We start from the raw sequence: 26321 nt of genomic DNA on the forward strand, positions 1-26321 counted from the left end.
CTGATAGTTTTTAAAGAAGAGAATTTCCTTATTTATGCTTGTTGACCTGCTGAAATTATTGCTTATTGTCGACTGCTATTAGACTTTTCTTAAATCTAGCTTCATCTGGTTTAAGCAATCCAACAATGCCATCTTTTTTAATTAACTCTGCGATTTTCTCATTAAAATCAGTATTATTTTTTAAGTGTTCCAACGCCTGATTTGGCGTTAAGGAAGTTTCTTCTATTTTTATTAGCTCACGATCCAACAATTTTGATGGAACGCTTTTCATAAAGTGGTGAAATTTTTCTACAACTTTATCTTCCTCGTCAAGTTCTCCCCAGAAATCAACCAGACGCTGCTTTAAAACTTTACCAGCAGGATTTGCTGGTAGTTCCTTTGCAAAAACCACATATTCCGGCACTTCATAATAGGTTACAAGTTTACTGCAATATTCCCTTATTTCTTGAGGAGAACTCGTTTGCCCAGGTTTTAGCACAATTACTGCTTTTACTCTCTCAGCAAAAAGATGATCCGGCACACCAACTACTGCTGCTCTTAAAACTTTATCATTTAGATATAATTGATTTTCCACTCCGATACAATAAACGTTCTGTCCGCCTCTTACAATCATGTCTTTTTTACGATCAAGCAGCCAAAGATAGCCTTCCTCATCAATTTTTGCCCAATCTCCGGAAAGTACATATCCATCCTTGCGAAAAGTTTCGTTGGTTTTTTCGTTATCTTCCCAATATCCTGCATTCGTTTGCTGTCCTTTATAAGCTACTTCACCAATTTGATTAGGTTCGGTAATTTCATTTCCCTCTTCATCAAAAACAGTAATTTCAGTACAAGCAGTAGCTAGTCCACAGGAAGTAATCTTTCTAATTGCATCTTCCGTTGGCAAACCAAACCCTGTTGCAGTACTTTCTGAAACAGAGCCAGCATTAACTGCGGCAATAAGAGAAAATTCTTTCATAAGCTGATTTATAAAACTTTCAGAAGATGCGTGTCCTCCAAATGCTAGTTTCGTTAATGAAGAACAATCATGTTTTTTAAATTCAGGATGATTCATGATAAATGTGAGCATGATTGGGGCTGCTACGGCAAATGTAGCTTTTTCTTTTTCGATTAATTTAATTGCGTCTAAAGGAGAAAACGCTTCCATCACAACGGATTTTGCCCCAACTAATAGCGCAGGCATAATATCACAATAAACAGCTGTATTATGGTACAAGGGGGGCATACAGATATTAACATCTTCAGACGACAACCCATAAACCATATCTCGTATTGTTTGAGCACAAGCTAGAGCATTCGAGTGTAAAGTCATCGTTCCCTTTGGACTCCCTGTTGTACCAGAAGTAAAGGAAATTGCACACAAGTCCCATTCATCTACTTCTTCCGAAACATTTGCAATTTGATTATTTAATAGGTCTGAAAATGGCACACAATTTTCCGATACCTTTTGGTTACCAGTAACAAAAATTACTTCTACATGATGTAATTTATCTCTGATTTCCTTTACTTTTTCCCACATATAAGGTGAAACCACTAAGATTTTTGATCTTACTTTATTTACTTGAGTAGCGATCCCTTCAGCAGACAGACCTAAATTAATTGGTACAGCTATTCCACCCAACTTTATAGCACCGAAAAAACTATAAATATATTCTGGACTTCCTCCGGTTATAATGGCTAAACGATCGCCTTTCTTATAATCGTATTTGTATCTTAATGAATAAGCTACACTATTTACTTTAAGACCCATTTCTCTCCACGTCATTCGTGTTCCGGATGGATGAAAAATATACGCTTCTTTATCTGGAAAATCTTTTATATTCTTTTCAAGGACCTCCGTAATACTTTTTGGTCTGTCTTTATAGGCATATATCTCAGCGCCTTCCCATTGAATCCCCCTGTTAAATGGAACCTTTACCTTTTCAACTTTTTCATTGAGTTCTGGATACTGATCCCTCCATGATTTTGCCATTCCTTTTACAACGCCATTCACTTTCCATGCTGGCATAATAACAAACTCCTTCCAGATATATTTAAAATTACAACCTGAAATAATCCAATAGGACAAAAAAATTAAAAAGAGAGAATGCCCCTTTAAAATTTTCTATCAGCTAGAGATGCTATTCTTTTTCCTAAAATACGTTTGAATAAAATAAGAAAGGTAAGTTATATAAGTACGGATACCTCAGAGGATGTTTTACAAAAGTACTATATTTTTTTGGGAGAACACGCTCATGCTTTTTTCTAAATCCTGTAGTAGCTAAATGATGAATTAACCTTTAGCTTCATGAAGTTTGTTAAGAAGAAGGGTAAAATTGGATTCTAATTTTTTGATACATTGATAAATAGGTAGATCAAAGGAACCAGCTAATGCTTTTTCGTACGTTTGATAATTTTCTACTTATCGCAATAATCCAGGTGTTTTGACAGATAAAAATCAATATTCGATAACTGTATATAGACAGTGAATACAATAAAAATAATAACTCTCGAGTAACTTTTTTGTCAACAGAATTTTCTGAATAAACAATAATTAATTTGTGATTAATGATGAATTAATAGTTTCATTTTCACAAGTGAATCAATTAAAAAAGACCGAACATGGGTTAACATGTCCGGTCCAGCAATAGATGGTTCCCTTAATAAAGATGGGCTATCCGATTGAATAAGCCACTCAAGGGTGGATTATTTATTATGGTTTAATGACAATATGGCTACGATTAAGCTGGCAAATGCATTGCACCGCAGGAAAAGCGGATCAACCCTTCACTCCAGTTAAAGCAATTCCTTCGACAATACGCCGTTGAAAAATTAAAAATACAATAATCATTGGAATCACCGAAAGCGTACTCATCCCCATAATCGTATTCCATTGGATTCCACCACCATCCCCTGTCGCGTACATAGATATCCCAACAGGAAGAGTTCTCATACTGTCCGTAGAAATAACAATAACTGGCCATAAATAGGCATTCCAATTCCCTAAAAATGTAATAATTCCAAGTGCCGACAATGCCGGCTTTACCTGGGGAAGGGCCACACGCCACCAGATTTTAAACTCGCTCATGCCGTCAATTCTCGCCGCATCCAATAGCTCATCTGGAATCCCTAACATGAACTGGCGCATCAGAAATACACCAAAAGCTTCAATTAACCCTGGGAACATGATGCCTAGATACGTGTCAATTAAGCTTACCTTTGTCCCCATTACATACCATGGGATCACAAGCATCTCAGTTGGTATCATCAGCGTGCTTAAAATCAATATAAAAATAGCTTTAGCTCCGGGAAATTTATATTTCGCTAAAGTATAGCCAATCAGCGAATTAAAAATTAAACTACTAATGGTCACAATGATTCCGATGATAATGCTGTTAAGATACCACGTTAAAAAATCTGTTTTTTGAAAAATATAGCGATAGGCAGAAAAATCAAGCTTATGAGGCCAGAACGAAAAACTATAAAAATCCGGTAAGCTCTTAACTGATGATAAAATCATCCACAGAAACGGAAATGCAACGACAACAACCCCTGCCAGTAAAAATAAATGAATGAAGAATTCAAACCCATTTACTTTTTTCTTTTTCAAAACTCCTCACCCCCTAGTACTCATAGCTTTTATTCAGTACCTTCATTTGCAAAAGAGTAACTAGCAAAATGAAGATAAATAATACGACCGCAATGGCCGATGCATACTCCATATTAAATTCCTGGAAGGCACTTTGATACATATACACTACAATGCTAAGCGTGCTGTTCAACGGACCGCCAGCGCTGGCGCCGCTTCCCGCTGTTAGATTCTGGATTTGCGTAAAGGTTTGCAGCGCCTGAATCACTCCTGTCACGGTCAAGAAAACAATTGTCGGATTGAGAAGCGGGAAGGTAATTTTCCAAAAAGTTTTCCAGCGTCCTGCTCCGTCAATTTGCGCTGCTTCATATAAATGCTTTGGTACACCCTGGAGCCCAGCCATGAAAATCAACATACTAAAGCCCATCGACTGCCAAATCATCACTATACTTACGCAAAACAAAGATTCCTTCGGATCTCTTAACCAGTTTTGAGGATGAATCCCAAACCAGTTAATGAACACATTTAAGAAACCAACGCTTGGATCATACATTAGGCGCCATACCCAGCTGATGGCGACAACTGAGGTAATATAGGGAATAAAATAAATCATCCGGTAAAACCAACGCCAATGCCGGACCCGTTCAATCGCAAGCGCAACGATAAGGCTTAACCCCATTTGCAGCGGAACCGTGATAACGACATATTTGCACGTGTTCCAAACTGATTTCCAAAAAGCTTGGTCCTTCATTAAATGCTGGTAGTTTCTTAATGTAAATCCTCCACCATTTTGCATTGAAAAGGACATAGAAAAGGAATATAAAGTTGGAAAAATACGAATGCATAGGAAGAACAATAGCGGGATCGCCAGAAACGAGTAAGCAACTAAGGTTTGCTTTGTCTTCAGCTTTAGTGGCGGTTTATTCCCCTTTTCTACTAATGGTTTCCTCCTATCAACTATACTTGGTTGGGCCACCTATGTAACCCTCCTTTCATTTGAGGGGAACGCTTGGGGAGACCATTAATGCGGGATTGGGATCAGTCCTTCTAAGCGTTCAGAATATTTTTTAAAGAGGCGGTACCAATAGAAATAATACCGCCCGCTAAAAATCTGTCTCACTTTTCAACTATTATTTTGGGACAGCTTTCCATGCTTATTGAGTACTAAAATAATCATCCCGAATTTGCTGTTGCTCTTTAACCAGGCTGTCGAAGGTTTTGTTGATTGGTTCATTGTTCAATAAAATTTTATCAATTTGATTAGCGATCGATGTACGTTCCTTTGCTTCATCCACAAAGAAGGTAGCATGGGCACTCTTCAGACCTTGCACAAATGGTCCATAGATAGGATCCTTGTTGATGGAATCGTCATTAGCAAACGATGCGAATGCTGGTAGTTCTCCAACGTTTTTCAACCAATCCTTCTGCGTTTCTTCTGAAATGAGGAATTTAAGAAACTTTTCTGATGCTTTCAGTTTGTCACCTTTTACACCTTTAGCAATTCCGTTTGTCCAAAACGATCCAAAGTTCGACTTAAGTCCGTCTTTTTCTTTTACAGGAAGGGTCGTAACACCCCAATCAAATTTTGCAGCATCTTTAATGGCTTTAATGTTAAAGGAACCGTCAATGATGATGCCGGCTTTTCCTGCCTTGAAGGCAGTACTATAATCTGTCAGGAAATTTGGTTCGCCAATTTTTTCCTGTTTGTTCATGTTAATCCAATACGTAAAGGCATCAAGTCCTTTAGATGAAGAATTCCACTGAACCTTTTTTCCATCCTTACTAAATGGCTCAACACCCCATTGGCGAAGGAATACTTCTTCAAAGGCATGATATCCCTGACCATTTACATCCCAAGCAAATCCTTCCTGCTCTAATTTCCCACTGGCATCGCGCTTGGTCATTTTTTTAGCATCATCAATAAGTTCATCCCAAGTTTTTGGCGGGCTGTTAGGGTCAAGTCCAGCTGCTTTAAACATGTCTTTGTTATAAAATAGAGCGAGTGAACGGACGGCGATTGGAAGTGTGTAATATTTTCCATCAATCTTAGAAGCTTGAATCATAGGAATATATTTTTTTTCAATTTCTGAGGTGGTCATTAAATCTTGAGGAATAGGTTGAAGATATCCTTGCTTGATGTATTGTGGCAGCCAGCCATAGTAGAGGTTCAAAATATCTGGGCCTGTACCAGCGTGCATTGCAGCGGCAACCTTTTGGTTGTACTGGTCATAAGGGAAATCTTGTGTGACAACAGTGATATTCGGATTTTGATCCTCAAACTTTTTAATTAAACTCTTAATTTCATCTACCTTAGCCGGGAAAGTGTACTGCCAATAAGTAATCGTGACTTTGGTATTATTGTCAGATTTAGTTTCCTTAGAAGAAGTTTCCTTGCTGCTGTTACTACATCCTGTAAGTGCTACCAGACTGAGCATCATCATGACAACAAGAAATTTAAAAAGCTTTTTTTTCACATAAAAGCCCCCTTTTAACATTTTTTTATTTCTTATAGGCTAAAGATCCAATATCGTTCTCTTTGAAAAGGTGCCATGATTTCATCCCGCTTCTCAGGGGTGTCGGTCAACTGTTGTTCGAGCTTTCGAATCATAAATTCAGATTGAGAACGATGTGCCCTTAGGGCAGCCAATATTACATCCGATACTGGCGAAACATCTAAAATGATGTCGGGTTTGCCAATTTCGTTCTCACAATTTCTTGAAAAAGCAGAGGCATATACAACCGGCCGTTCTTCTTTTGGTAACCGCAATAAGGCTCGGATCGTTGCTTCTGCTAACGCATCGTGATCCGGATGAACACCGTGCTTTGGATAATAAGTGTAAACCAACTCAGGCTTGACTTCTTTTACAATCCTCTCCACCCGATCAGCCAGCTCCTCAGGATCCTCGAACTGCAAGGTTTTATCCTGCATACGCCATAGTCTTACATCCTTGATCCCAATGGCGTCACAAGCTTCTCTTAATTCTTTTTCACGAATTTTTGATAAGGTTTCGCGATTTGCAAAGAAAGGTTTTCCCATTCTTCGGCCCATCTGCCCTAAAGTGGCACAGACCAGCGTAATATCAGCACCCTCTCTTGCATGAAGGGCCAGTGCACCCGCTTTTCCAAAGGTTTCATCATCTGGATGCGGATAAATCGCAAAGATCTTTTTAAACACAGTCTATTCCTCCTTTTGTCAAAAAAGTGCTACACAAGGCATATTCATGGAGCTAGACGATTTTTTAAGATGTTCAATTTTTTAAATTGTGACTCAATTGTATGGAGAGCTTCGAATTAAGCTGCCTCTTCGACAAGACTAAACCGTAAATGGCATAAGACTTAACTCTAAAGCAATCGTAACCCGCCCCTCGTCATCATAACCTCCAAGCAACAGCTGTCCTTCATCAGTCATTTCAAAATCGGTTAAACCCTCAGCGTAAACCCAGCCTTCGTCAAGCTTCAGCCCTACACGAAAAGGCCCTTCTCCCGTAATCTGTCCCCGGTCATAGCGGAGCCTGCCATTTCGGATAAAAGCACAAACAGACATCTGCCGCTCATCCTCCAGACAAGCATACGAACCATTAGATGTCTCAAGATGAAAATAAACATCTTGATCCAAAAACCGGTCTAGATGAGATTGAACCTGTTGACGATCGATCGACTTCAACCAAATCACCTCCTTTAGCGAATATATGGGGTGTCAGGCACCACTCCACCTATGCCATCAATTTCCAGGGTTAAGATCGCCCTCTTGAGGCTGGCTCCAATTTCGGGTAAGAATATCAAGTTGTTCCAAGCAGACAGAAATTCGATTCATTTCAGCATTCAGCAAATCAACCTTTTCCCTTAATTCAACTTTTCGCTCCTGTATTGCCCGCACCATTTCCTCCGGTGCAGGTCCTCCAGGCAGCGAACGAACCTTAACAAAATGCTCGGGGTCCATCGCGTCCCGGATAACGTCCTCCTGTAAGTTCAACGAATGTCCGATGACGGCTTCGGCCGCCTCATCCACCAACGCTGCCGTCACCTGTGTCGCATTCAGCCCCCTCGATAAAGCTAATTTTACAATACTGCTTGTAATCGTATGTGCTGTTCTGAACGGAATATGTGCCTCTCTAAAAATCGTGTCTGCGAGTTCAGTGATCGCCGCAAAGCTTTCCTGCGCCCTTCTTTTTAAAAGCATTTCATTGACTTCAATTGTTCCCACAACTGCTCCGGTCAGCCGAAAAACTTGGTCCATCAAACTTAACCCTTTCCATAAATACGGCTGCAGATCATCCTCAGTATCGTTGATATCTCCATACGGAGTATTATGTAACATTTGCAGCACCGTCTGAGCATTCCCCACTCCGCTAGAACTCAAGGCTCGAATATGCTCAAGGGACACCGGATTTCTTTTTTGCGGCATAATCGAACTCGTTTGCACATAAGGGTCAGCGACACGAACTGCGGAAAACTCCTGGGTACACCATAAAAGAAGATCTTGGGCAAAGCGACCAAGATTAATAAACGTTAATTGAATCGCTGTAGCAATTTCCCCTAAATAATCCGCCCCACCAATCGCATCATAGGCGCTTTTTATTAGCTGTGGAAACCCTAAAAGCTCCGCCACCCGGGTACGATTAATCGGAAATCCGGTTGTAGTAAAAGCGGCAGCTCCAAGCGGACTCGCATTGCAGGTATCATATGCCGCTTTCAGCCGTTTAAAATCACGGTCGACGACATCATAGATGCCTAACAAATAATGAGAAAACGTCATCGGCTGTGCCTGCTGCGTATGGGTATAGCCCAAGACAATCGTTTCTTTGTATGTATCAATCACCGAAAGTAACGTTTCTTGAAAAGAAAGGATTGACCTAAAAGCAATCTGAATATCATGGCGCAAAACCATCCGATACATAGCAACACCCATATCATTTCGGCTCCGTGCAAGATGAAGACTACCTCCCACTTCTCCGGCAACCTCCATAATCTGGCTTTCAACTTGGAAAAATAAATCCTCATATTGCCCGTCATAAGTAGATCTTCGAAGAGCATCCTTATCCAGTGCCCTGACTCCATCCATAATACGCCCTGCTTCATCCCCCATTAGCAGCCCTTGTTCAACTAGCATGATTAGATGAGCTTTATGGATGGCCATCATTGGTTCTAGTAATTTTTGCTTAGCATGATCATAAGCAGGTGCCAATACCACTTCTGAATAGATTGCCCCTGGAAACTTTCGTCCTTCTGTTTCTAAGATCCTCTCTCTCATCTCCATCTGTACCGCCCCTTAAGAAAACTATTGAAACTAAGTAAAGTCTCTACCAAAACATGAACATAATAACGGGAAAAAATATGAATAAATCTACATAAAATCTATCCCTATTTCCAGTATTTATAAAAAATGTTACTTGGTACTATATTAAATTTGATTATAGTGGCAGGTTAAAAACCCGTCAACGAATTGTCGAAATATTTCTATAATTCAATCCATAAGTATTGGTAAATATGAAAATTCGACTGTTACTTCGTTTTTGTATTCTACATAAATTTGCATTTTCCTACAAAAACAATTCACCTTTATTTTGTTAAAAAACATTGCAAAAAGCGCTTCATTTTAAGGAAGGAGCACTAAAAGTAATATTTGAATCTATAAACTAAATGCTAAAAAAATAACTATTTTCTGAATTATTATCACACTAAAATATTCTTGTTATATTAGGAGATTTTGTCTATTTGGATTTTTTATTTTAATGATGATTTTTCATGTGGATGATTCTTTCGATTTGCAACATAACAGAAGCTACGTGGATAAAGAGTTGTCCACTTTCTTCCCATTAGAGTCAATATAAAAATGATTTAATCCTAAATCCAAACCAATAATTTGGTCGTTAGGAATAAGGGAAAAATCCAATGGAGTGACTAAATCCACGATTTCTTCTAGTTTCAAAGAGACATAGTATTGACCACTACTATGGTAAGTAATCGTAGTGGACTTAATTTTTCCTTTTAGTCCGTTTTCTCGGAACCTCATAAGTCCACCTTCTCTTGTTCAAAGACAAACCGGTCATAAAAAGTGGCAATTTTCTTTATTTTTTTGAAAGTCTCCTGCTTAATCATCTAAGTTAAAATCCTCCTCGTGATAGATTTTTTTAGAGGATTTCTGATTCAAATATGATTCAAATTTATTTCCAAATAACGTTTCCGGTCGAAGGTATTTACTCATCTTGGGATGGCTCAACCATTCGGCCGTTTTTAGACCAATCACTTTTTTAAAATCAGCGAGAGTAAAACCCTCTCGGAATCTCGCCTGTATTTTTTCCTTGGTGGTATGTGTACTTGGTTTGTAGCTTGAATATGTTTTTTCATTGAGGTAGTTGATGATCTCAGCTGTAGGGATTTTTTGCTCAGTCTTGCTCTCTGAAGGATGATTTGGTATGACTTCTGTTAAGCTCGTGTCCTCCAAGTTGCTTTCTGAAAAAATAGACGGTTCTTCTTGAGGGTTGGATATTTCATCGGTCCTGGCTTCTAGTGCTTCCACTCTTTCGTAATCAATCGTGTACCACTTTGTTTTGTCCATTTTGGAACGATTCCAGTTCCCTGTTATGATGAGACCTTGATTCTCGAGAGAGTGAATCGCCCGTTTGATCGTGCTCTCTGACCAGAAGGGAAACTGCAGTTGCCACTCCTTGTATGTATTATAAATCCATTTCCTGCCTTCAATCACTTTGGTACTAGATTTGACCCAATAATGAATCTGCTGCAAAACGAGCGCCTCGTTCAAGCCAATCTTTACTGCCAATGCCGGAATCACCATTAACGGCATTTCACTAATCAATAAATTACTCATTCCCTTTTCCTCCCTTTTTTGGTTCGAGCCATTTGTCTTTACCAGCTAGAAACAGGTTTATTGAACGTCTCATTACCTTCACACTTTATATAGGAAAAAATGACCCCAAAAGGACATGGTGGTGGAAAATTTTTATTAAAAAAAAGAAAAGACTGACTTAGAATATTCACAAATAAACAATCTTTAAGTCAGTTTCTTTTACTCTATTTAAAATGTATTTAAATGATTTTATTAATTCTTTAAGGAGGAACGACATAGATCTTTTTCTCTGTAGTAATCTCTGTAGTAATCTATGGTATTGCTCTGTTCATACTAATTTCATCTACGATTCAGTCTAAAATAATCGATAGGTCATCTTGAGCAAAAGACAACTCAGACGTTCTTTCCCTCTTAATTTATAACCAACATGTAGAGATCATACTACATTTTGCGGCTATAACCGTTTTATTCCAATTATGAACTTCAATAAGAATAGTTTCCTATTTTTTCTGATGTTATCTTCAAATGACATATGACTTTTAAAGGTGTACCAAAATAGGCACACCCTTACAAAAATAAATGATTCATCTTCTCTACTTCTTCTTTCATCTGCTGAACTAATGTCGGCGGCGATATGAGTTTAGCTTTGCTCCCCAAGCCTTGAAGCCATTTGACAAATCCTTCTTCTACAATAACTTTGGTTATTAGAACAAATGTATCCTCATCAACTTTTTTAATATCTGCGTCTAATCCAAATTTATCGATGATTGATTAATCAGATATTTTTCTTCAAACTCAATTTCTACCCACTCCCCACGCCCGTGGAACATATGAAAATCACACAACTGTCAGTATTTTAAGAGGCGTAATGTAAAGGAAAAAGCCGTCAATTGACGACTTTTGTGGTTCAGATTTGAAATTCAAAAAGTAAAAATTAGTTTATCTTTTATTTTTGTTGAATAAAAAGAACGATAATATTCCTAATAATATATATATTATTACTGGAGTAATCATACTCCCCATATTGTACCAAATTGAAATAGGTAGAATAATTGCAATAGATGATAAAATCAATCCGAAAATCAAAATTCCTTTTGAGGATGAACAAATATATCCTTGAATAATAAATATTATTGGGAAGAGTAAATAAATTCCTAATAATATATATTTACTCTCAGGAAACAATGAATCTATCCATATAAAAGTAAAAATTACTATACCTGGCAAGATTATCGAGAGCCAATTCTTCATAAACATCAATCCTTTCAGTAAAAATTATTCACGATTAATTCAAACTGCATACTAAATTTAAGCTATTACTATCTAATCAGTATGTAAATAGATTAATGTTTGGTTCTTCGTTTCTTTTAAAAAACTATTTCTGAGTGTAATTTTACACTAAAAAAAGTTAATTGTCAAATAATGTAATGTTAAATCTTTCATATTCAAAACACCAACTTTGCGAAAACAGCCGTAAAATAGAAACAACCATCATATAGATGGCTGGTGAAAAATCTTATTTATTAATTGTGTTTAAAAATGTATTTAATTCACCTTCATATCTCATCCAACACTTACGATTTTCTGATTCATTAATAGGAGATTGATAATATGAAAGATATAACATTTGGTCACCTACTTACATTTTTATTCATATTTTCCATTAGAATTTCCTTATTGTTCTAAACGTTAATGACTTTGAAAAGGAATGAAGTTAAACTTATTAAAAAGACATGAAAGCTAAACGATGATTAGGCTAAGGAAAAATTCAATGAAGGATTGCGGAGGGTTTGTATATGGAAAATAAATATTGTCCCATTTGTGGAGAAGAAAACATGTGTATGGCAGGAACTAGTGAAAGCGAACACTGTTGGTGTAACATGGAGCAATTCCCTAAAGAGATCTTTAAATTGGTTCCTGTGGAAAGTATAAGAAAGCATTGTATATGTAAAAAGTGTTTAAATACATTTAAGGAAGGGCAGAAAATAGTGAAGTAAGGAGCCGCTCAAAATAGTCGTCTCGTTATTTGATCATTGTCCATCGATAAAGGTAATAATATTGCCTTTTTTAGGTTTTTGATTTTTGATATATAATTAGGGTAAAAAAAATGAGGATAATTACAAATGTTGAACCATACAACAAAAGAAGATATTACTGTTTTACATGCTGAATTGGTTGATGATGAAACCATTGTTGTAAAAGTTCAAATTGATGACAATATCGGTATGGTTTGGCTACGTTGTTGGGAACCATTTATTGTTCCTGCAACATATAGTCCATACCGATTGGAAATTCTTGTTGAACTCAGTAACTATATTGAAATAGAAGAAAAAACGTTTCGTAATCAATTTGAAAATATGAGAATGAAAATTTTGACGTTTGGCTAAGTTTCTGAATCTAGACCCTTGGTATCCTAACGCTCACTTTTTAAACCTTAATAAGAACTAGACAAATCCACATTTCCAACCGTTAAATCTAAACTCTACGAACATTTACATATTTTGAACAAACATGGGCCACTTTCCTACAGTAGCCCATGACAAGGTATCAACTTGATTTAAAATAGTAGAAACCTCCTTATTGTTCCCTAGATCATGTACCGCAGAAGGTTTGGTAAGGACAGTTTGATGGCTCAGGCAGTGTGGCGTATTCAGCCTGTTCCGGAGTGTGTTCATAAGGGTTTGAAAGAACATCGAGCAACCGGTCCATCACGCTTAAGTCCCCTTCGTTCACTGCGGCTTCTAGTGCTGCTTCTACCCTGTGGTTCCGTGGGATTATCGCAGGATTACTGTTCCGCATCAACTGGTATGCAGAGGCTTTCGGTTCCTGCTGCCTGGCTAGTCGTGCCTGCCAAAGTTCAAACCACTTAGTAAATTCTGGGGTCCCAAACATGCTCGTATCTTCTTGTCGATCAAATGTTAGAGCTCTGAAGGTATTGGTAAAATCCGCATTATACTTTTGCATCATACTGAGGAGGTCTTCAATAAGAGATTCATCCTGACTCTCTTCATTAAATAGTCCCAGTTTTGCCCTCATACCCTCATACCAATTACTTTGATACAACTTAGAAAAATCTGATAGTGCATCCTCAGCTATTTTTATTGCCTGCTCCTCATTGTCATGCAGAAGCGGCAATAGGGCTTCAGCAAATCGAGCTAGATTCCACCCGCCAATATACGGTTGATTGCCATAAGCATAGCGGCCTTGAGTATCAATGGAACTAAATACGGTTGCTGGATCGTAGGCATCCATAAAAGCGCAAGGACCATAATCGATCGTTTCTCCGCTAATGGCCATATTGTCGGTGTTCATCACTCCGTGAATAAAGCCCACCAGCTGCCATTTAGATATCAACAATGCTTGACGCTTAATCACTTCTTGAAGAAAGGTAAGATATCGATTCTCACCCTCTTCAACGTCTGGATAATGACGCTTTAATGTATAGTCAGCCAGGATCTTGAGTTCCTCAACTGTGCCCCAATTTGCAACGTATTGAAAGGTGCCGACCCGCAAATGACTAGCTGCCACACGGGTTAATATGGCACCTGGCAGTTTGGTTTCCCGAATGGTTGTCTCACCAGTTGTCACAACTGCTAGACTACGAGTGGTAGGAATACCAAGCGCATGCATGGCTTCACTGATGATGTATTCGCGGAGCATAGGACCAAGTGCCGCTCGACCATCGCCCCGTCGGGAATATGGAGTTTTACCTGGACCTTTAAGCTGAATATCAACTCGCTCACCTAAGGGGGTAATCTGTTCGCCAAGAAGTATTGTCCTGCCGTCACCCAACATTGTAAAATGGCCAAATTGATGTCCCGCATAAGCCTGAGCAATAGGCAAAGCCCCTTCTGGAATCCGGTTTCCAGCAAGCACCGTTACTTCGGTTTGCAGCGCCTTAACGTCCAACCCCAAAGATGTGGCCAACGAAGCATTAAGAATGACCAGCTGTGGGGAGCTAACCGGAGTTGGGTTGGTGCTGGAAAAAAATAATTTTGGTAGACGGGCATAACTGTTGTCAAAGTTCCATCCCGTTTCATTTATCTTTGTCATTAGGTCACCTTTTCTTTTTTTCATTTTGGATCATTGTAATTTTTTCAAAAAAGCAAATACCATAGAAATTTTATCATTGATGCATATCAACACAAGTCAGACGAGTTTATTGTCTACTTTTTTCAGAATATTATACCCTATCCACATAGAAATTGGATAGGAGTGTTAGAGACAAGCTTAAATAGATTCCTTTTTGTATAATGATTTACTTAGGCTCTTTAATGTGTGTATTCTCGGTGAAAATAGGAATAAATCATTGTAGTTACGCTTTACGTATTCATCAATAATGTCTATTCCTTGACGAAATCTATCAACTAATATAAGAGTGTTCTTTTCATCCCAGGAAAACTGATTTATTCTTAGAAGTTCAGCTGCAATTATTTGAAACTGAAACTCCACCATAATAAGTTTTATTTGATACACTTTATCAATATTTAAACAAGAACTGTTTTTATTTTCATAACTTTTTTGTACATATTTAACAAAGCCCTTAATATTCTCAGCCAACATATTCGCTTTTTGTATCTCGAAATTCATTTCTCTATCTCCTCAATGTCTAATTTCACGTACATTTCTAAGAAGAGTGTATGTTTTGAGGCGAAGAGATAACACCGACAATACAAATAAAGAGTAAATATAACGTAAAAAAAAAGCCAAAAATATACGGTTTCTAAATCAGAACCTGAATATTTTTGGCTTGTTTTTGGTTTCTCTCTAGCTATAGGATATCTAAATTATTATTCGTAATGTTCACCTTGATAATTAACAAATCCTACTGGATGATGTGTAAAATGGATGACAGGATCACCTGGGTTACCTATACCCTTTAGAGCATGATTTTTATCAATATATTCGCCTTTTAATTCGATTTCTTCTCCTTCTTTAAGTCCAGGTATCCGTTCTTTTAATCCTAAGTTATCACCATAACGTATTGCACAAAATGCTTCATCAGTGACCAATGATTTATCTGCACCCACGATATCGATGACTTGAATACTATGAACAATAAAATGTTGATGCCAATCTCCTTGATCATTTTGAATATCTTCTTCAACCTTTTTTATGATTGATTTAACATGTACTACTGGACCATGAAGTGAAAGTGGATCTCGGTGATGGTCCATAAAGTGATCAGCTAATGTGTGTCCGAAATGAGGATGGATTTGAGATTGAATCATAATTTTCCCTCCATACTTAATCAATAATTGTATAAGTACCACTGATTAAATTAAACACTTTTATTTAAATTTTTTCAATATAAAAAATAGTGTAAATTTTCTTTTTACATATTTTTAATATTCAATTAATAGTAAAAACATAAAAGAAGAATTGACTTTTGAAACATAAGAATATCTGCTAAGTTATTTAACATATTCTTTCTTTTAAAAACTACTCAACAAATCTATGATAGATAGCTTTTGCCTGAACCGGATCGCTTGTTCCATGAATAAGTGCACGACCATCTTTAAAAAATACAACACGATAGTCTTCAAAGGTACAGGACAGCAAAAAGGGATTCAAAACCATTTCACTTGTTAGCCCCTTTAGGCGTTGAGATAATTGCTCAATTGATAATTCCCTATCAATTCCAGGTCGCAGCTGCACAGTGTTCCTTCCGCACAAAACTGCCGCTTTCGTTTGGTTCTCATAGGCCAAAAAAGGAAACGTAGGATTGCTCCCGCATGTCGGGCAATTTAAATTTTTCAGTGTTGTAACGTTGATTTCAGCTTTTTCATCTTTCCAAATATCGAACGATTGTAGTAATGGTGAAGGCTCGTGTCCTGTCAGGAGCTTTAAAGCAGCAGTAACCTGATAGGCCGTGACAAGCTGGACAATCGGGCTAATGACGCCAACTGTATCACAGGTTTGGTTTTGAGCTGGCAAATGATTAATCAAACAATGAAGACAAGGAGTTTTACCTGGAATGATCGGAAACGTTATTCCATAGCTGGCGATACAAGCACCAAATAGAAAAGGAATTCCCGCCTTCACTGCAGCATCGTTGATGATAAGCCGTGTTTCAAAATTATCGGTAGCGTCGAGAATTAATCCTTGCCCGTTTACCATTTCTTCGATATTCGTTCCGTTCACATCGGCAACCATCCCATTAATGACGATGTTGCTGTTTACTTCCTCCAGACGTTGTTTGGCGGCAATCGCTTTTGGCAGCTTGTTTTGAACATCTTTTTCTGTATACAACTGCTGCCTTTGCAAATTACTCCACTCCACATAATCACGATCGACTATGGTAATTTGTCCGACGCCAGCTCTTGCCAACATTTCTGCACTCGAAGTACCAAGTGCTCCTGCCCCGACAATTAGAACACGAGCATCCTTTAGCATTGCCTGACCTTCTTTTCCAATCGGCGGAAATAATTCCTGCCTTGAGTATCGACTGATCAAGAAGTCACCATCCCTTCTGAAGGGCTGCTTGCAACCGCATATTCTTTTTCTGCAATCCTTCCTGCTTCGAACCCGAGGCGTCCGGCTTCAATTGCCATTTTCATAGCGAGAGCCATTTTAACCGGATCCTTTGCACCAGAAACAGCGGTATTTAATAACACGCCATCAGCCCCTAGCTCCATCGCATAGGCCGCATCCTTTGGTGAACCAATACCGGCGTCTACAATAACAGGAATGGAAGACTGTTCAATGATAAACTTTAGATTTAACGGGTTAACAATGCCTTTTCCAGAACCAATCGGCGATGCGCCTGGCATGATGGCATGTACCCCGAGTTGTTCAAGTCTTCTTGCCAATACCACATCATCTGATGTATAAGGAAGCACAATAAAGCCTTCCGCTAACAGCATTTCCGATGCCTTTAATGTTTCCACAGGATCAGGCAGCAACGTTTTGTCACAGCCGATGACTTCGACTTTCACCATATCACACAAACCAGATGCTTTCGCAAGCTTGGCAATTCTAACTGCCTCTTCAGCTGTCTTTGCACCTGCTGTGTTTGGCAATAATTTATATTTGGTTAAATCAAGTTGTTCCAAAAAATTAGGCTGCGATTCTTCAAAAATATTCATCCTGCGTACAGCAAAGGTTAAAATTTCAGCCTCCGATACCCGGACAGCCTCTTTCTGTACCGCAAAAGAAGGGTATTTCCCCGTGCCAAGTAACAATCTCGATTTAAATAGTTGATCACCAATTTTTAACATATTCCTTCTCATCCTCCCCCAACAAAGTGAATCATTTCCACTCTGTCACCATCTAATATTGGTATTGTAGTGTACATGCTTTTATCAACAATTTCTTGGTTCAGCTCAACAATCACAATTCGGTGTTCTAATTGATATTGTTTCAGTAAATCGTGTATCGTCATGACTTCCACCGGCAAGTCTACTGTTCGGCCGTTTAATTGAATGGTCATCTCCCGTTCTCCCCTTACACAAAGACATCATTTTTACGGTCTATTTTAAATGCATCTACCCAGTCTTTTCTTACTTGTTTTCCGAGAATGAGATCCCTGATCATTTGCCCTGTCGATGGGGCCAGCAAGATTCCATTCCGGAAATGGCCGGCTGCCACTAAGACATGATCCTGCTCCGGATGAAATCCGATAAATGGTTTCCCATCAAATGTTTTCGGCCTAAGTCCTGCCCAGAATGAAGCTATTTTCATCCTCTCAATACTAGGGAGCATCCCTTTTGCTTTCATAATCAACTGCTCGATTCCGCCGAGAGCTGGCTTTTCACTCCAATCATTTTCAACCATGGTTGCACCAATGACGAGTGTGCCATCATTTCTTGGCATCACATAGCAATGCTCATGGAAAAGCGTATGCTTTAATTTGATTTCTTCATTCCAAACGGACAAACACTCCCCTTTTACGGGAACCATTCTGTGTTCTAACCCTAGGTATTTAAAGAGAGCATTGCTCCATACACCGCTTGCGATAACTACATACTTGGCTTCAAAATCTCCAGCTTGTGTTTTAATTAAATAATGTCCGCCAGTTTTTTGAATATCAAATACATGTGTGTATTCGTGGATCGCTGCTCCATGGATTTGTGCCGCTTTACTAAAACCACGGCATACAGCTTCAGGCATTACATGGACATCATCACGAATAAAAGCGGCTCCGACGATCTTCTCGCTTATACCAGGTTCGCGTTCCCGAATATCATCGGCCTCTTTCCATTCAACCGTCGCTAACGAGCTTAGTGATTGAAGCTGTCTTTTCTCTGATTCAGAAAAAGCGAGCTTATAGATCCCGCCAGTTGTTCTGCGGATATCGATTCCTGTTTTTTCTTTCAATTCCTGTTCTAGCTCTAAGTAAGCAAGCTGGCTGCTTCTAGCAAATGGATAAAAGATTTCAAAATCCTCACACTCGGAGTGAGCTCCTAGCATTCCGGCTGCAGCACTTGTTGTTTTTTTGCCAATCTCACCGCTTTCAAAAACAGCTACCGAGAGCTGTTCTTTTGCTAAATAATAGGCAATGGAGCAGCCAATTATGCCGCCGCCGATGACCGCTACATCATAATAGTTGTTCATTGGTCTTCTCCTTACACATCTGAAAGTATTGAAGCACTGCTTCTTCAGGATTTTTAGCAGAAAAAATGCCAGACATAACAGCGATGCCTTCCGTGTTGGCCTTCTTGATTTCTGCTAATTTATCTGGTGTTATCCCGCCAATAGCATAAACAGGAAGGTCAAGTTTCATTTTGATCTCCTGCAGTTCCTTTAACCCTTTAGGTGTCTTTCCTTGCTTACAATTTGTCTCGTAAATGTGTCCATATAGTACGTAATTCGCCCCATCCCGCTCGGCTTCACATGCTTCTTTAAACGAATGGACCGAACAGCCAATCCTCATAAATGGAAACCGTTCTCTTACTGGTTTCACAGGCAATCCGTGACCCGGTAAATGGATATTGGGTATCCCCATTATTAAAGCAAGATCCAAACGATCATGAAGGACTATTTTTCTTTTTTCAACACCACCTTCTTCTAAAAGCTCCAGTAAAAATACGAGCTCCCTAACTGATTTGGATTTATCACGAATATGTACATAATCAATCCTTTTATTTATTTTGAGAATAATAGAAGCTAATTCCTTAACAGAATGTCGATCATCCGTAATAGCTAGAATTTCCAGGTGCACCACTCCTATTTTCATATAAAAAAACCACTTTCCTGAAAAGGAAAGTGGTTTTGTCACTGGTATAATTCCATGATAAAACAGCGCGCCACTTCCCTACGCAGGTACGAACCTGTTCAGGTTTAGAGGGTTTCAAAGTAACTACTCTGCTCTCAGCCCTTATCAAGGGATCCCCTAGTGATAGAATATATGATTAATTTATTTGCATTATATCAAACGAATCCAAAAATGCAATGAAAAAAATTGATAAATCTCCCCTAAAATGGAACCTGCTTTTTTTCTTGTGTTTTATTTTTGACTTTCAGCATAATGTGCATTTTCTGGTATTTGATCAAATGGGAGTCCTGATGCTGCTTCCATTCTTCCGCTAAAGTTAAAATAACTAATCAATGCGGTGGCCTCGTAAATGGTATTATCGTCAAAGTCGGCATTTTCCAAATCTTGGATGTCCTGATCTGCAATTAAATGAGGGCTTTTTGTAAGTTTTTCTGCATAAGAAAGCAACGCCTTTGTAGCGTCATCTAATTCATATTGCCGCCAAGTTGTGGCAAACTCTGGACTCACATGTTCATCACCAGTTAAACGGCGAACTGCCGTTGCATGTAATATTAGTCATGGAGCCCCGCCAATGGCTCCATTCACAACCGTTGCGATCATTTCCTTTTGCATACGTGTGATTTTAGAATTCTTTTTTAAATTCAAGTAATTGTACAAGCTTCCTGCTGGCCTTCCTATTTTTAAATCCACCATTAGTAATCTCATCACACTAGGAATGAATCCCCCATATTTCCTTTTGAAAATTTTTAATAAAAACTTTCTAATTCCCTTGGCATTATTTTCATCGACGATTTTTATACGAGACATTTTACCTCCCCTAAATATTAATAAATTAGCAGACTAGGTTCCTATACTACAAAATCACATTAATAGGAACTACGACCTATATAATAGGATATGTTTTGGTTAAAAAAATGTATCATGACTATTTTATTTTGTATTTATTGGTCCAATATTCCGTTTAAAACAAAAAGTCATTAAGCACTTGGATTAATGACTTTTTGCTTTGGCACTATTAAACTTGGTTGTTGATTTGCGCTCCAGGCGCTTCGCTTTCCGCGGGCGTTCCGGGAAGCCTCCTCGGCGCTTTGGCGCCTGCGGGGTCTCCCCTGCCCCGTACTCCCGCAGGACGTTGAATTAGCATCCTTGAATTAACACCGCACGAAGGAAATGCGATAGCATTTTCGAGGATCTCGCGCCTTCCGGTCAAATCAACAGTTGTAAAAAAACAACAATGACCTTTAAAACAGCCTTTGCTTTAAAGGCTTTACACGATTTCTTTTAACCATGTCAGCACTTGATCTATTTCATCCTTTGTCGTATACCTGCCTAAACTAAAACGGATAGCCCCCATCCCAACATCTTCAGTTACTTTCATCTCCTTCAATACCGGTGATAATTTAACATTGCCGGCATGGCAGGCAGAACCTGTTGATGTTGCTAAAAGTGGGATCGCTGATAACAGGTCTTGACCGATTTTATTGACAAAACTTACATTCAAGGTATTTGGTAACCGTTTCTCGGGATGTCCATTCAATACAATATGCTCGCCGAACTCATCCTTTAATTGTCTCCAAAAATAATCGGTCAAATCCTTTATTTTATGATGTCCCAGCTGATTTTTAGCGATTTCACAAGCCTTCCCTAATCCTGCTGCCAATAACGTATTTTCCGTTCCTGCACGAAGTCCAAACTCATGCCCTGCTCCATGAATCAGTGGTTCCAGCTGGATACTGTCACGAATATAGAGGGCACCAATTCCTTTTGGTGCATAGAGCTTATGGCCGGCTATCGTAAGCATATCTACCTTTAAATCATTGACATTGACTGGGACTTTTCCAACAGATTGAGAAGCATCTGTATGAAAGACAATCCTATGCTTTTCAGCAATTTCCCCAATTTCTTTTATTGGTTGTAACGTACCGACTTCATTATTGGAGTGCATAATGGAAATCAGAATCGTTTCCTTTGTGATTGCCTTTTCGATTTCTTCTGGTGAAACTCTCCCGTACCGATCGACACCTACAAATGTAATTTTTGCTCCTGTTTGTTCAAGGAATTTACAAGGATTCACGATTGCAGGATGTTCAATTTTAGAAGTAATGATATGGTTACCTTTATTCCGATTTCTAAAATAAAAACCTTTTAATGCAAGATTATTAGATTCACTTCCACCACTTGTAAAGATGATTTCACTAGGGGAGCAATCAATTAACTCAGCAACCTGTTCTCTGGCTCTATTTAATAATTCCTTTACTGGTTTTCCAGCCCAATGTAAGGTTGACGGATTCCCATAATAATCATGCAGGAGCGGTTGCATTGCATCCACTACTTCAGGAGCTAAAGGTGTACTGGCATTATAATCGAGATATATTTTTTTCATTTGTCCATTCATTCCTTTCGAAGGATAAACGTTTAAAGGGTCTCTCTTATTCTACTAGAAAATGCTTCGAAAAAAAAAAGAATGAGTAGAGATTGAGACCTCCATTCATTCTTTCGTAAAAATATAATTAACCTTTTTTATAATACATTTATCCCTATTTTCCTTGGCGACTAGTTGGTAGCGAAAAATGTCTGATTCCCTCTAGTCTTATAAATCGTTTATCACTATATAGGTAACTTTCACTGGACCGTGCACGCCCACTACAAGATTCAACTCGATATCAGCAGAATTACTTGGACCGGTGATAAAATTAATGCAGGAGGCAACATGTCCAGTTCTTTGATGGATTTCACGTAATTTCACTGCAGCTTGGGTCATTCTTGGAACGATAGTGCTTTTTGGGATCAGCATGATCGATGTTGCAGGTAAAAAGCTAACCGTTCTTCCCTTATCTTGGTCGCTTAAAAGAACGACCGTCCCTGATTCAGCAAGCGTTATTTCACTAATCGTAATACCGACATTCGCGTGTTCTGCTTTATGAATATTCTCGTTTCCTACTGTATAGTCCCATTCAAAAACATCAATATTTTGCTCAGGCCACTCCTGTTTCATTAAGGAATCAAGCCCCCATTGGGAAAACCTCTCGTCCTTCCATGTCACAATCGGACCACCGCCAAAGTCAATAACTACATCATTCACGACAACAGGTAAATCTTTCAGATCGGTCGTAACAAAATTAGTATGGATTTTTTTGCATTGTTCCTTCAATATTTCTAAAAGCTCATCCTGTGTTGCACCCTTATATACCTCATATTGAGGCTGAGATTTCCAGTTTGGCTTTCCAATTGGCGAGGAAATTCGCGGCCGATTAAAACGGCTAGCGATTTGATTTAAAAATTTATCTCGATTTTGAATTGTACCCATCATTTTTATTTACCTTCTTTTTCGCGATTTTTAAACCAATCTCTTAATCTTTCTTTATTTGGAGCCGGAAATTCTCGAATATCCGTCCATGCTTTAAGTGGTCCAGGTCCCTTGGAAATCTTATCTCCTGTCGTAAATGGATTCAACGCCGCTGGAGCAATTTTAGAACCTATTTTATAAAGGGTTGGAGAGGCAGCACCAAGCCCAAAAGCTTTCATTAATAATTTTTCAGAAATTGGTGCCTTTCCTTCTTTTTCAACGATGACTTCCCGATGCTTATGAAGAAGATTGTGCAACGGAATTTTCACTGGACAAACCTCTGTGCATGCACCACATAGTGTTGATGCATATGGGAGCTCCTTGTAATCATCATATCCACCTAGCAATGGGGTAAGCACTGCGCCAATCGGTCCTGGATAAATCGAACCGTAGGAATGCCCGCCAATATGGCGATAAACAGGACAAACATTTATGCATGCAGCACAGCGGATACATTGCAATACAGATTGAAATTCACCGCCTAGAATATTGGATCTGCCATTATCGATAATCACGAGGTGAAATTCCTCCGGACCATCGACATCCAATTCTTCCCGTGGACCTGTTAATACCGTAATATAGCTCGTTAGTTTCTGTCCAACAGCATTTCTCGTTAACATACTAACGAGTACTTCCATTTCCTCAAAGGTTGGTACAAGTCTTTCCATACCCATAACAGTAATTTGTGTTTTCGGCAGCGCTGTTACTAGATCTGCATTTCCTTCGTTTGTCACTAAGCAAAAGGAGCCTGTTTCAGCAACCGCAAAGTTACAGCCGGTAATGCCGATATCTGCTTCCAAAAATTTTTCACGAAGGGTTACACGTGCTTGGTAGGCAAGCTCTTCTGGTTTTGATGTTTTGGTGTATCCTAGTTTTTTTGCAAATACTTCGCGAATTTGTTCTTTATTTTTATGCAATGCAGGTACGACGATATGTGACGGCGGATCATGCTCGTCAAGTTGAAGAATATATTCACCAAGGTCTGTTTCGACTACTTCACAGCCCTCTTCCTCCAACATGGCATTTAAGCTAATTTCTTCCGTAACCATCGATTTGGATTTAACAATTTTTTCAGCATTTTTCTTTTGAACAACGCCTCTAATATATTCATTTGCTTCTTCCTTGGTTTGTGCAAAAAAGACGTGACCGCCACGCTTCGCAACGTTTTCACTTAACTGCTCAAGGTAATAATCCAAATTCTCAAGGACATGTTGACGGATTTCTTCCCCATGATTGCGCCAGTCTTCCCAGTCGCCTAATTCATCAGTTGTTACAACCTTACGTTTATGACTCATGCCGTCTTGTGCTTTGCTCACTGCGCCACGCATAAATTCATCTTGAATCCCATTTTCAACACGTTCCTTAAATTCATCCGTGCTAATCTTCATTGCCATACGAATTTTCCCCCATCTAAAAAATGATGATTAATGCTAAAAACACACAGAATTTGATTAACGGCTATTTAATACTTCTGCAATATGCATTACTTTAACAGGCTTCCCTAATCTTTCCATCCGTCCGCCTATATTCATTAAACAGGCTGCATCCGCACCAATAAGATAATCGGCACCCGTTTCTTCCACATGACAGACCTTTTCATCGACCATTTGCTCAGATATTTGTCCCATTTTTACAGAGAAGGTACCACCAAAACCGCAACACTGTTCTTTTCCAGGTAATTCTGTTACCTCTAAGCCTTTTACATTTTTCAACAGGATCATTGGAGGTTCTTTTACCCCTAGCAGTCTTGTCATATGGCATGATGTATGGTAGGTCGCGGTTCCTTCAAACCTGGCACCAACATCTTCAATTTTTAAAACCTCAACGATGAATTGTGTCAGTTCGTATGTTTTTTCCGCTAATTTTTTTGCTTTTGGCTCCCAAACAGGGTCTCCTGCAAAAATATGAGGATACTCGTGGAACATAAAAGCACATGACCCTGATGGTGAAACAACATACTCAGCGTCGCTAAACGTTTCAATCATACGCTTCATTGCCTCTTTTGTTTCCTTTACATAGCCACTGTTATAAGAGGGCTGACCACAGCATACCTGTGACTCAGGAAATTCAACTTCACACCCAAGTCTTTCAAGCAGTTCAACTGTCGCCTTGCCTACATTGCTTTTAAACATATCGACGATACATGTTGCAAAAAGAGTAACTTTCATTTTTTTCTCCCTCTCTAAATGAAGAATTCATTTTTTAATCCTTCTATCTGGTGAACAGGTCATCTGATGACCAGAAAACAATATATTTATAGTGTATATGATATACCTAAAACATCCCAACTAGAAAGTGTTTTCACAAAAAAATTTTATCGGTTACACTTAAAGCCAAAGAAATGATGCTATTCCAAAAGGGTCAGACCTCTCGCTAATAGCCTGTTTAAGAGGTCAGACATTTTGGTTTTCTTTTCATTTGGTCAAAAATTATTTAGACATAGATGAATGATATTTCTTAATAATTTCCTCTACATTATCAAGGTGATAAATCATCCTATTCCTTGCTTCCTCTTCCTCGGCTTTCTTGATTGCTTCAAATATGGCTACATGTTCATTATACAACTGCTTTACCGTTGTTTGTTTTGAATACAACCAAACCCTTCGCGTTTCTCGCATTGTTTCTACCATTATATCTGATACTTGATTCAACAAGCCCATTAATAGAGGATTATGTGCAGCTTCAGCAATGCTCAAGTGAAATTGTAAATCTGCTTTTTCACCAAGCTCCTCGTCTCCTTGTGCCTCCAGCATCGCATTTAGAGCCATCTCCATCTTAGAAATGTCCTGTTCTGTTCTCCGTTTTGCAGCAGCAGCGGCAGTTCCGGTTTCAATAATTTTTCTTACCTCTAACAACTGAGCGATATCATCCTTATTCATTAAGATGGCGGTTGATAAAGGAAAGGGAATCTGATCTTTCCCGAACTCTTTTACATAAGTTCCTTCTCCTTGCTTCATTTCAACAAGCCCCATCGCTCGTAATGAGGTTAATGCTTCGCGAATCGCCGAACGTCCCACTTGGAAATTTTCCGCCAGCTGTTGAACAGAGTCTAGTTTATCTCCCGGTTTTAGCTGTCCATTCCGAATTAATTCATAAATCTGTTCTGCGACCTCTTCATATATCTTTTTTGGTTTAATTTTCTTATATTTCATTAAAAAAGCTCCTTCAATTTTCAGAATTGACATCTAAATTTAATTATACATTTTTCCCTTAATTATGCATCTTATTGAAAAATAAATAGTTAAAATTCACCTATTTAGAGTTTCACAATGGCAAAAAAAATAGATTAACGATATTGAAGTATAATTTGGTAACGGAAAATTTTTATAATTTTATATTGTAATTTTTTTTATCATTCCCTATAATTTTTTTGATGGGATTC

The 26321-nt window shown here is 38.6% G+C and carries 27 protein-coding genes and 1 riboswitch; of the genes, 2 read left to right on the forward strand and 25 right to left on the reverse strand.

The features are described 5' to 3' along the window. Positions 1-55: 55 nt before the first annotated feature. From BN1082_RS24885 to BN1082_RS28985, 10 genes are all read right to left on the reverse strand, one after another. On the reverse strand, positions 56-2008 hold the full coding sequence (locus BN1082_RS24885; RefSeq protein ID WP_090639672.1) for a class I adenylate-forming enzyme family protein: 1953 nt from the start codon (positions 2006-2008) through the stop codon (positions 56-58). A 750-nt stretch (positions 2009-2758) separates the two neighbouring features. Next, the gene (locus BN1082_RS24890; protein WP_245640557.1) at positions 2759-3589 is read right to left on the reverse strand and encodes a carbohydrate ABC transporter permease; all 831 of its coding nucleotides are present in this window, start codon (positions 3587-3589) and stop codon (positions 2759-2761) included. 13 nt (positions 3590-3602) lie between these two features. Continuing rightward, positions 3603-4544 (reverse strand): carbohydrate ABC transporter permease, encoded by a 942-nt coding sequence (locus tag BN1082_RS24895; protein WP_090639675.1) that lies wholly within the window; start codon positions 4542-4544, stop codon positions 3603-3605. A gap of 178 nt (positions 4545-4722) precedes the next feature. Next, positions 4723-6042 (reverse strand): extracellular solute-binding protein, encoded by a 1320-nt coding sequence (locus BN1082_RS24900; RefSeq protein ID WP_176699944.1) that lies wholly within the window; start codon positions 6040-6042, stop codon positions 4723-4725. Positions 6043-6074: 32 nt separating this feature from the next. Continuing rightward, on the reverse strand, positions 6075-6743 hold the full coding sequence (gene bshB2, locus BN1082_RS24905) for a bacillithiol biosynthesis deacetylase BshB2 (RefSeq protein WP_090639680.1): 669 nt from the start codon (positions 6741-6743) through the stop codon (positions 6075-6077). Between the two features lie 138 nt (positions 6744-6881). Continuing rightward, complete coding sequence (locus BN1082_RS24910) at positions 6882-7232, reverse strand: YojF family protein (protein ID WP_090639683.1); 351 nt, start codon at positions 7230-7232, stop codon at positions 6882-6884. Positions 7233-7289: 57 nt separating this feature from the next. Next, positions 7290-8825, reverse strand: a complete 1536-nt coding sequence (gene argH / locus BN1082_RS24915) for an argininosuccinate lyase (protein WP_090639686.1) — start codon at positions 8823-8825, stop codon at positions 7290-7292. 525 nt (positions 8826-9350) lie between these two features. Then, on the reverse strand, positions 9351-9581 hold the full coding sequence (locus tag BN1082_RS24920) for a hypothetical protein (protein WP_090639687.1): 231 nt from the start codon (positions 9579-9581) through the stop codon (positions 9351-9353). Positions 9582-9659: 78 nt separating this feature from the next. Beyond that, entirely contained in the window at positions 9660-10397 is a 738-nt protein-coding gene (locus BN1082_RS24925; protein ID WP_090639688.1) for a conserved phage C-terminal domain-containing protein, read from the reverse strand. Between the two features lie 546 nt (positions 10398-10943). Beyond that, complete coding sequence (locus BN1082_RS28985; protein ID WP_090639690.1) at positions 10944-11144, reverse strand: WCX domain-containing protein; 201 nt, start codon at positions 11142-11144, stop codon at positions 10944-10946. A gap of 1028 nt (positions 11145-12172) precedes the next feature. On the opposite strand from BN1082_RS28985, the gene BN1082_RS24935 reads away from it, so the two are divergent. Both BN1082_RS24935 and BN1082_RS24940 read left to right on the forward strand, forming a co-directional pair. Beyond that, positions 12173-12373: a cysteine-rich CWC family protein gene (locus BN1082_RS24935; RefSeq protein ID WP_090639692.1), complete on the forward strand. Its 201-nt coding sequence runs from the start codon at positions 12173-12175 to the stop codon at positions 12371-12373. 126 nt (positions 12374-12499) lie between these two features. Further along, positions 12500-12763, forward strand: coding sequence for a hypothetical protein (locus tag BN1082_RS24940; RefSeq protein WP_090639694.1), 264 nt, complete (start codon positions 12500-12502; stop codon positions 12761-12763). Positions 12764-12968: 205 nt separating this feature from the next. Here BN1082_RS24940 and BN1082_RS24945 read toward each other — a convergent pair whose 3' ends face one another. The 15 genes from BN1082_RS24945 to BN1082_RS25015 form a co-directional block, all read right to left on the reverse strand. Further along, entirely contained in the window at positions 12969-14429 is a 1461-nt protein-coding gene (locus BN1082_RS24945; RefSeq protein WP_218055184.1) for a protein adenylyltransferase SelO, read from the reverse strand. Positions 14430-14606: 177 nt separating this feature from the next. Next, positions 14607-14966, reverse strand: a complete 360-nt coding sequence (locus BN1082_RS24950) for a hypothetical protein (RefSeq protein WP_090639699.1) — start codon at positions 14964-14966, stop codon at positions 14607-14609. A 200-nt stretch (positions 14967-15166) separates the two neighbouring features. Then, positions 15167-15607, reverse strand: coding sequence for a hypothetical protein (locus BN1082_RS24955; protein ID WP_090639701.1), 441 nt, complete (start codon positions 15605-15607; stop codon positions 15167-15169). Positions 15608-15818: 211 nt separating this feature from the next. Next, positions 15819-16832, reverse strand: a complete 1014-nt coding sequence (locus BN1082_RS24960) for a ThiF family adenylyltransferase (RefSeq protein WP_090639704.1) — start codon at positions 16830-16832, stop codon at positions 15819-15821. Continuing rightward, positions 16829-17596 (reverse strand): thiazole synthase, encoded by a 768-nt coding sequence (locus BN1082_RS24965; RefSeq protein WP_090639707.1) that lies wholly within the window; start codon positions 17594-17596, stop codon positions 16829-16831. The genes BN1082_RS24960 and BN1082_RS24965 overlap by 4 nt, the downstream gene beginning before the upstream one ends. Positions 17597-17604: 8 nt before the next feature. After that, the gene (gene thiS, locus BN1082_RS24970; RefSeq protein WP_090639710.1) at positions 17605-17808 is read right to left on the reverse strand and encodes a sulfur carrier protein ThiS; all 204 of its coding nucleotides are present in this window, start codon (positions 17806-17808) and stop codon (positions 17605-17607) included. A gap of 14 nt (positions 17809-17822) precedes the next feature. After that, the gene (gene thiO / locus BN1082_RS24975) at positions 17823-18932 is read right to left on the reverse strand and encodes a glycine oxidase ThiO (RefSeq protein ID WP_090639713.1); all 1110 of its coding nucleotides are present in this window, start codon (positions 18930-18932) and stop codon (positions 17823-17825) included. Next, on the reverse strand, positions 18916-19596 hold the full coding sequence (gene tenI / locus BN1082_RS24980; RefSeq protein WP_245640558.1) for a thiazole tautomerase TenI: 681 nt from the start codon (positions 19594-19596) through the stop codon (positions 18916-18918). The genes thiO and tenI overlap by 17 nt, the downstream gene beginning before the upstream one ends. A gap of 16 nt (positions 19597-19612) precedes the next feature. Then, positions 19613-19722, reverse strand: a riboswitch (TPP riboswitch). 102 nt (positions 19723-19824) lie between these two features. Beyond that, complete coding sequence (locus BN1082_RS24985) at positions 19825-20100, reverse strand: carboxymuconolactone decarboxylase family protein (RefSeq protein ID WP_090639715.1); 276 nt, start codon at positions 20098-20100, stop codon at positions 19825-19827. Positions 20101-20148: 48 nt separating this feature from the next. Further along, positions 20149-20400, reverse strand: a complete 252-nt coding sequence (locus tag BN1082_RS24990) for a hypothetical protein (RefSeq protein ID WP_090639718.1) — start codon at positions 20398-20400, stop codon at positions 20149-20151. A 460-nt stretch (positions 20401-20860) separates the two neighbouring features. Further along, on the reverse strand, positions 20861-21976 hold the full coding sequence (locus BN1082_RS24995) for a cysteine desulfurase family protein (RefSeq protein ID WP_090639722.1): 1116 nt from the start codon (positions 21974-21976) through the stop codon (positions 20861-20863). Between the two features lie 207 nt (positions 21977-22183). Then, the gene (locus BN1082_RS25000; RefSeq protein WP_090639725.1) at positions 22184-22903 is read right to left on the reverse strand and encodes a LutC/YkgG family protein; all 720 of its coding nucleotides are present in this window, start codon (positions 22901-22903) and stop codon (positions 22184-22186) included. Positions 22904-22905: 2 nt separating this feature from the next. Continuing rightward, positions 22906-24333 carry a LutB/LldF family L-lactate oxidation iron-sulfur protein gene (locus tag BN1082_RS25005; RefSeq protein ID WP_090639727.1) on the reverse strand — a complete coding sequence of 476 codons (1428 nt, stop codon included), beginning with the start codon at positions 24331-24333 and terminating at the stop codon, positions 22906-22908. Positions 24334-24390: 57 nt separating this feature from the next. Continuing rightward, positions 24391-25107 (reverse strand): (Fe-S)-binding protein, encoded by a 717-nt coding sequence (locus BN1082_RS25010; protein WP_090639729.1) that lies wholly within the window; start codon positions 25105-25107, stop codon positions 24391-24393. Positions 25108-25368: 261 nt separating this feature from the next. Beyond that, positions 25369-26091: a FadR/GntR family transcriptional regulator gene (locus BN1082_RS25015; protein WP_090639733.1), complete on the reverse strand. Its 723-nt coding sequence runs from the start codon at positions 26089-26091 to the stop codon at positions 25369-25371. Positions 26092-26321 lie beyond the last annotated feature (230 nt).

The organism is Neobacillus massiliamazoniensis (genome assembly GCF_001048695.1).
GTDB classification, from domain to species: domain Bacteria; phylum Bacillota; class Bacilli; order Bacillales; family Cytobacillaceae; genus Neobacillus; species Neobacillus massiliamazoniensis.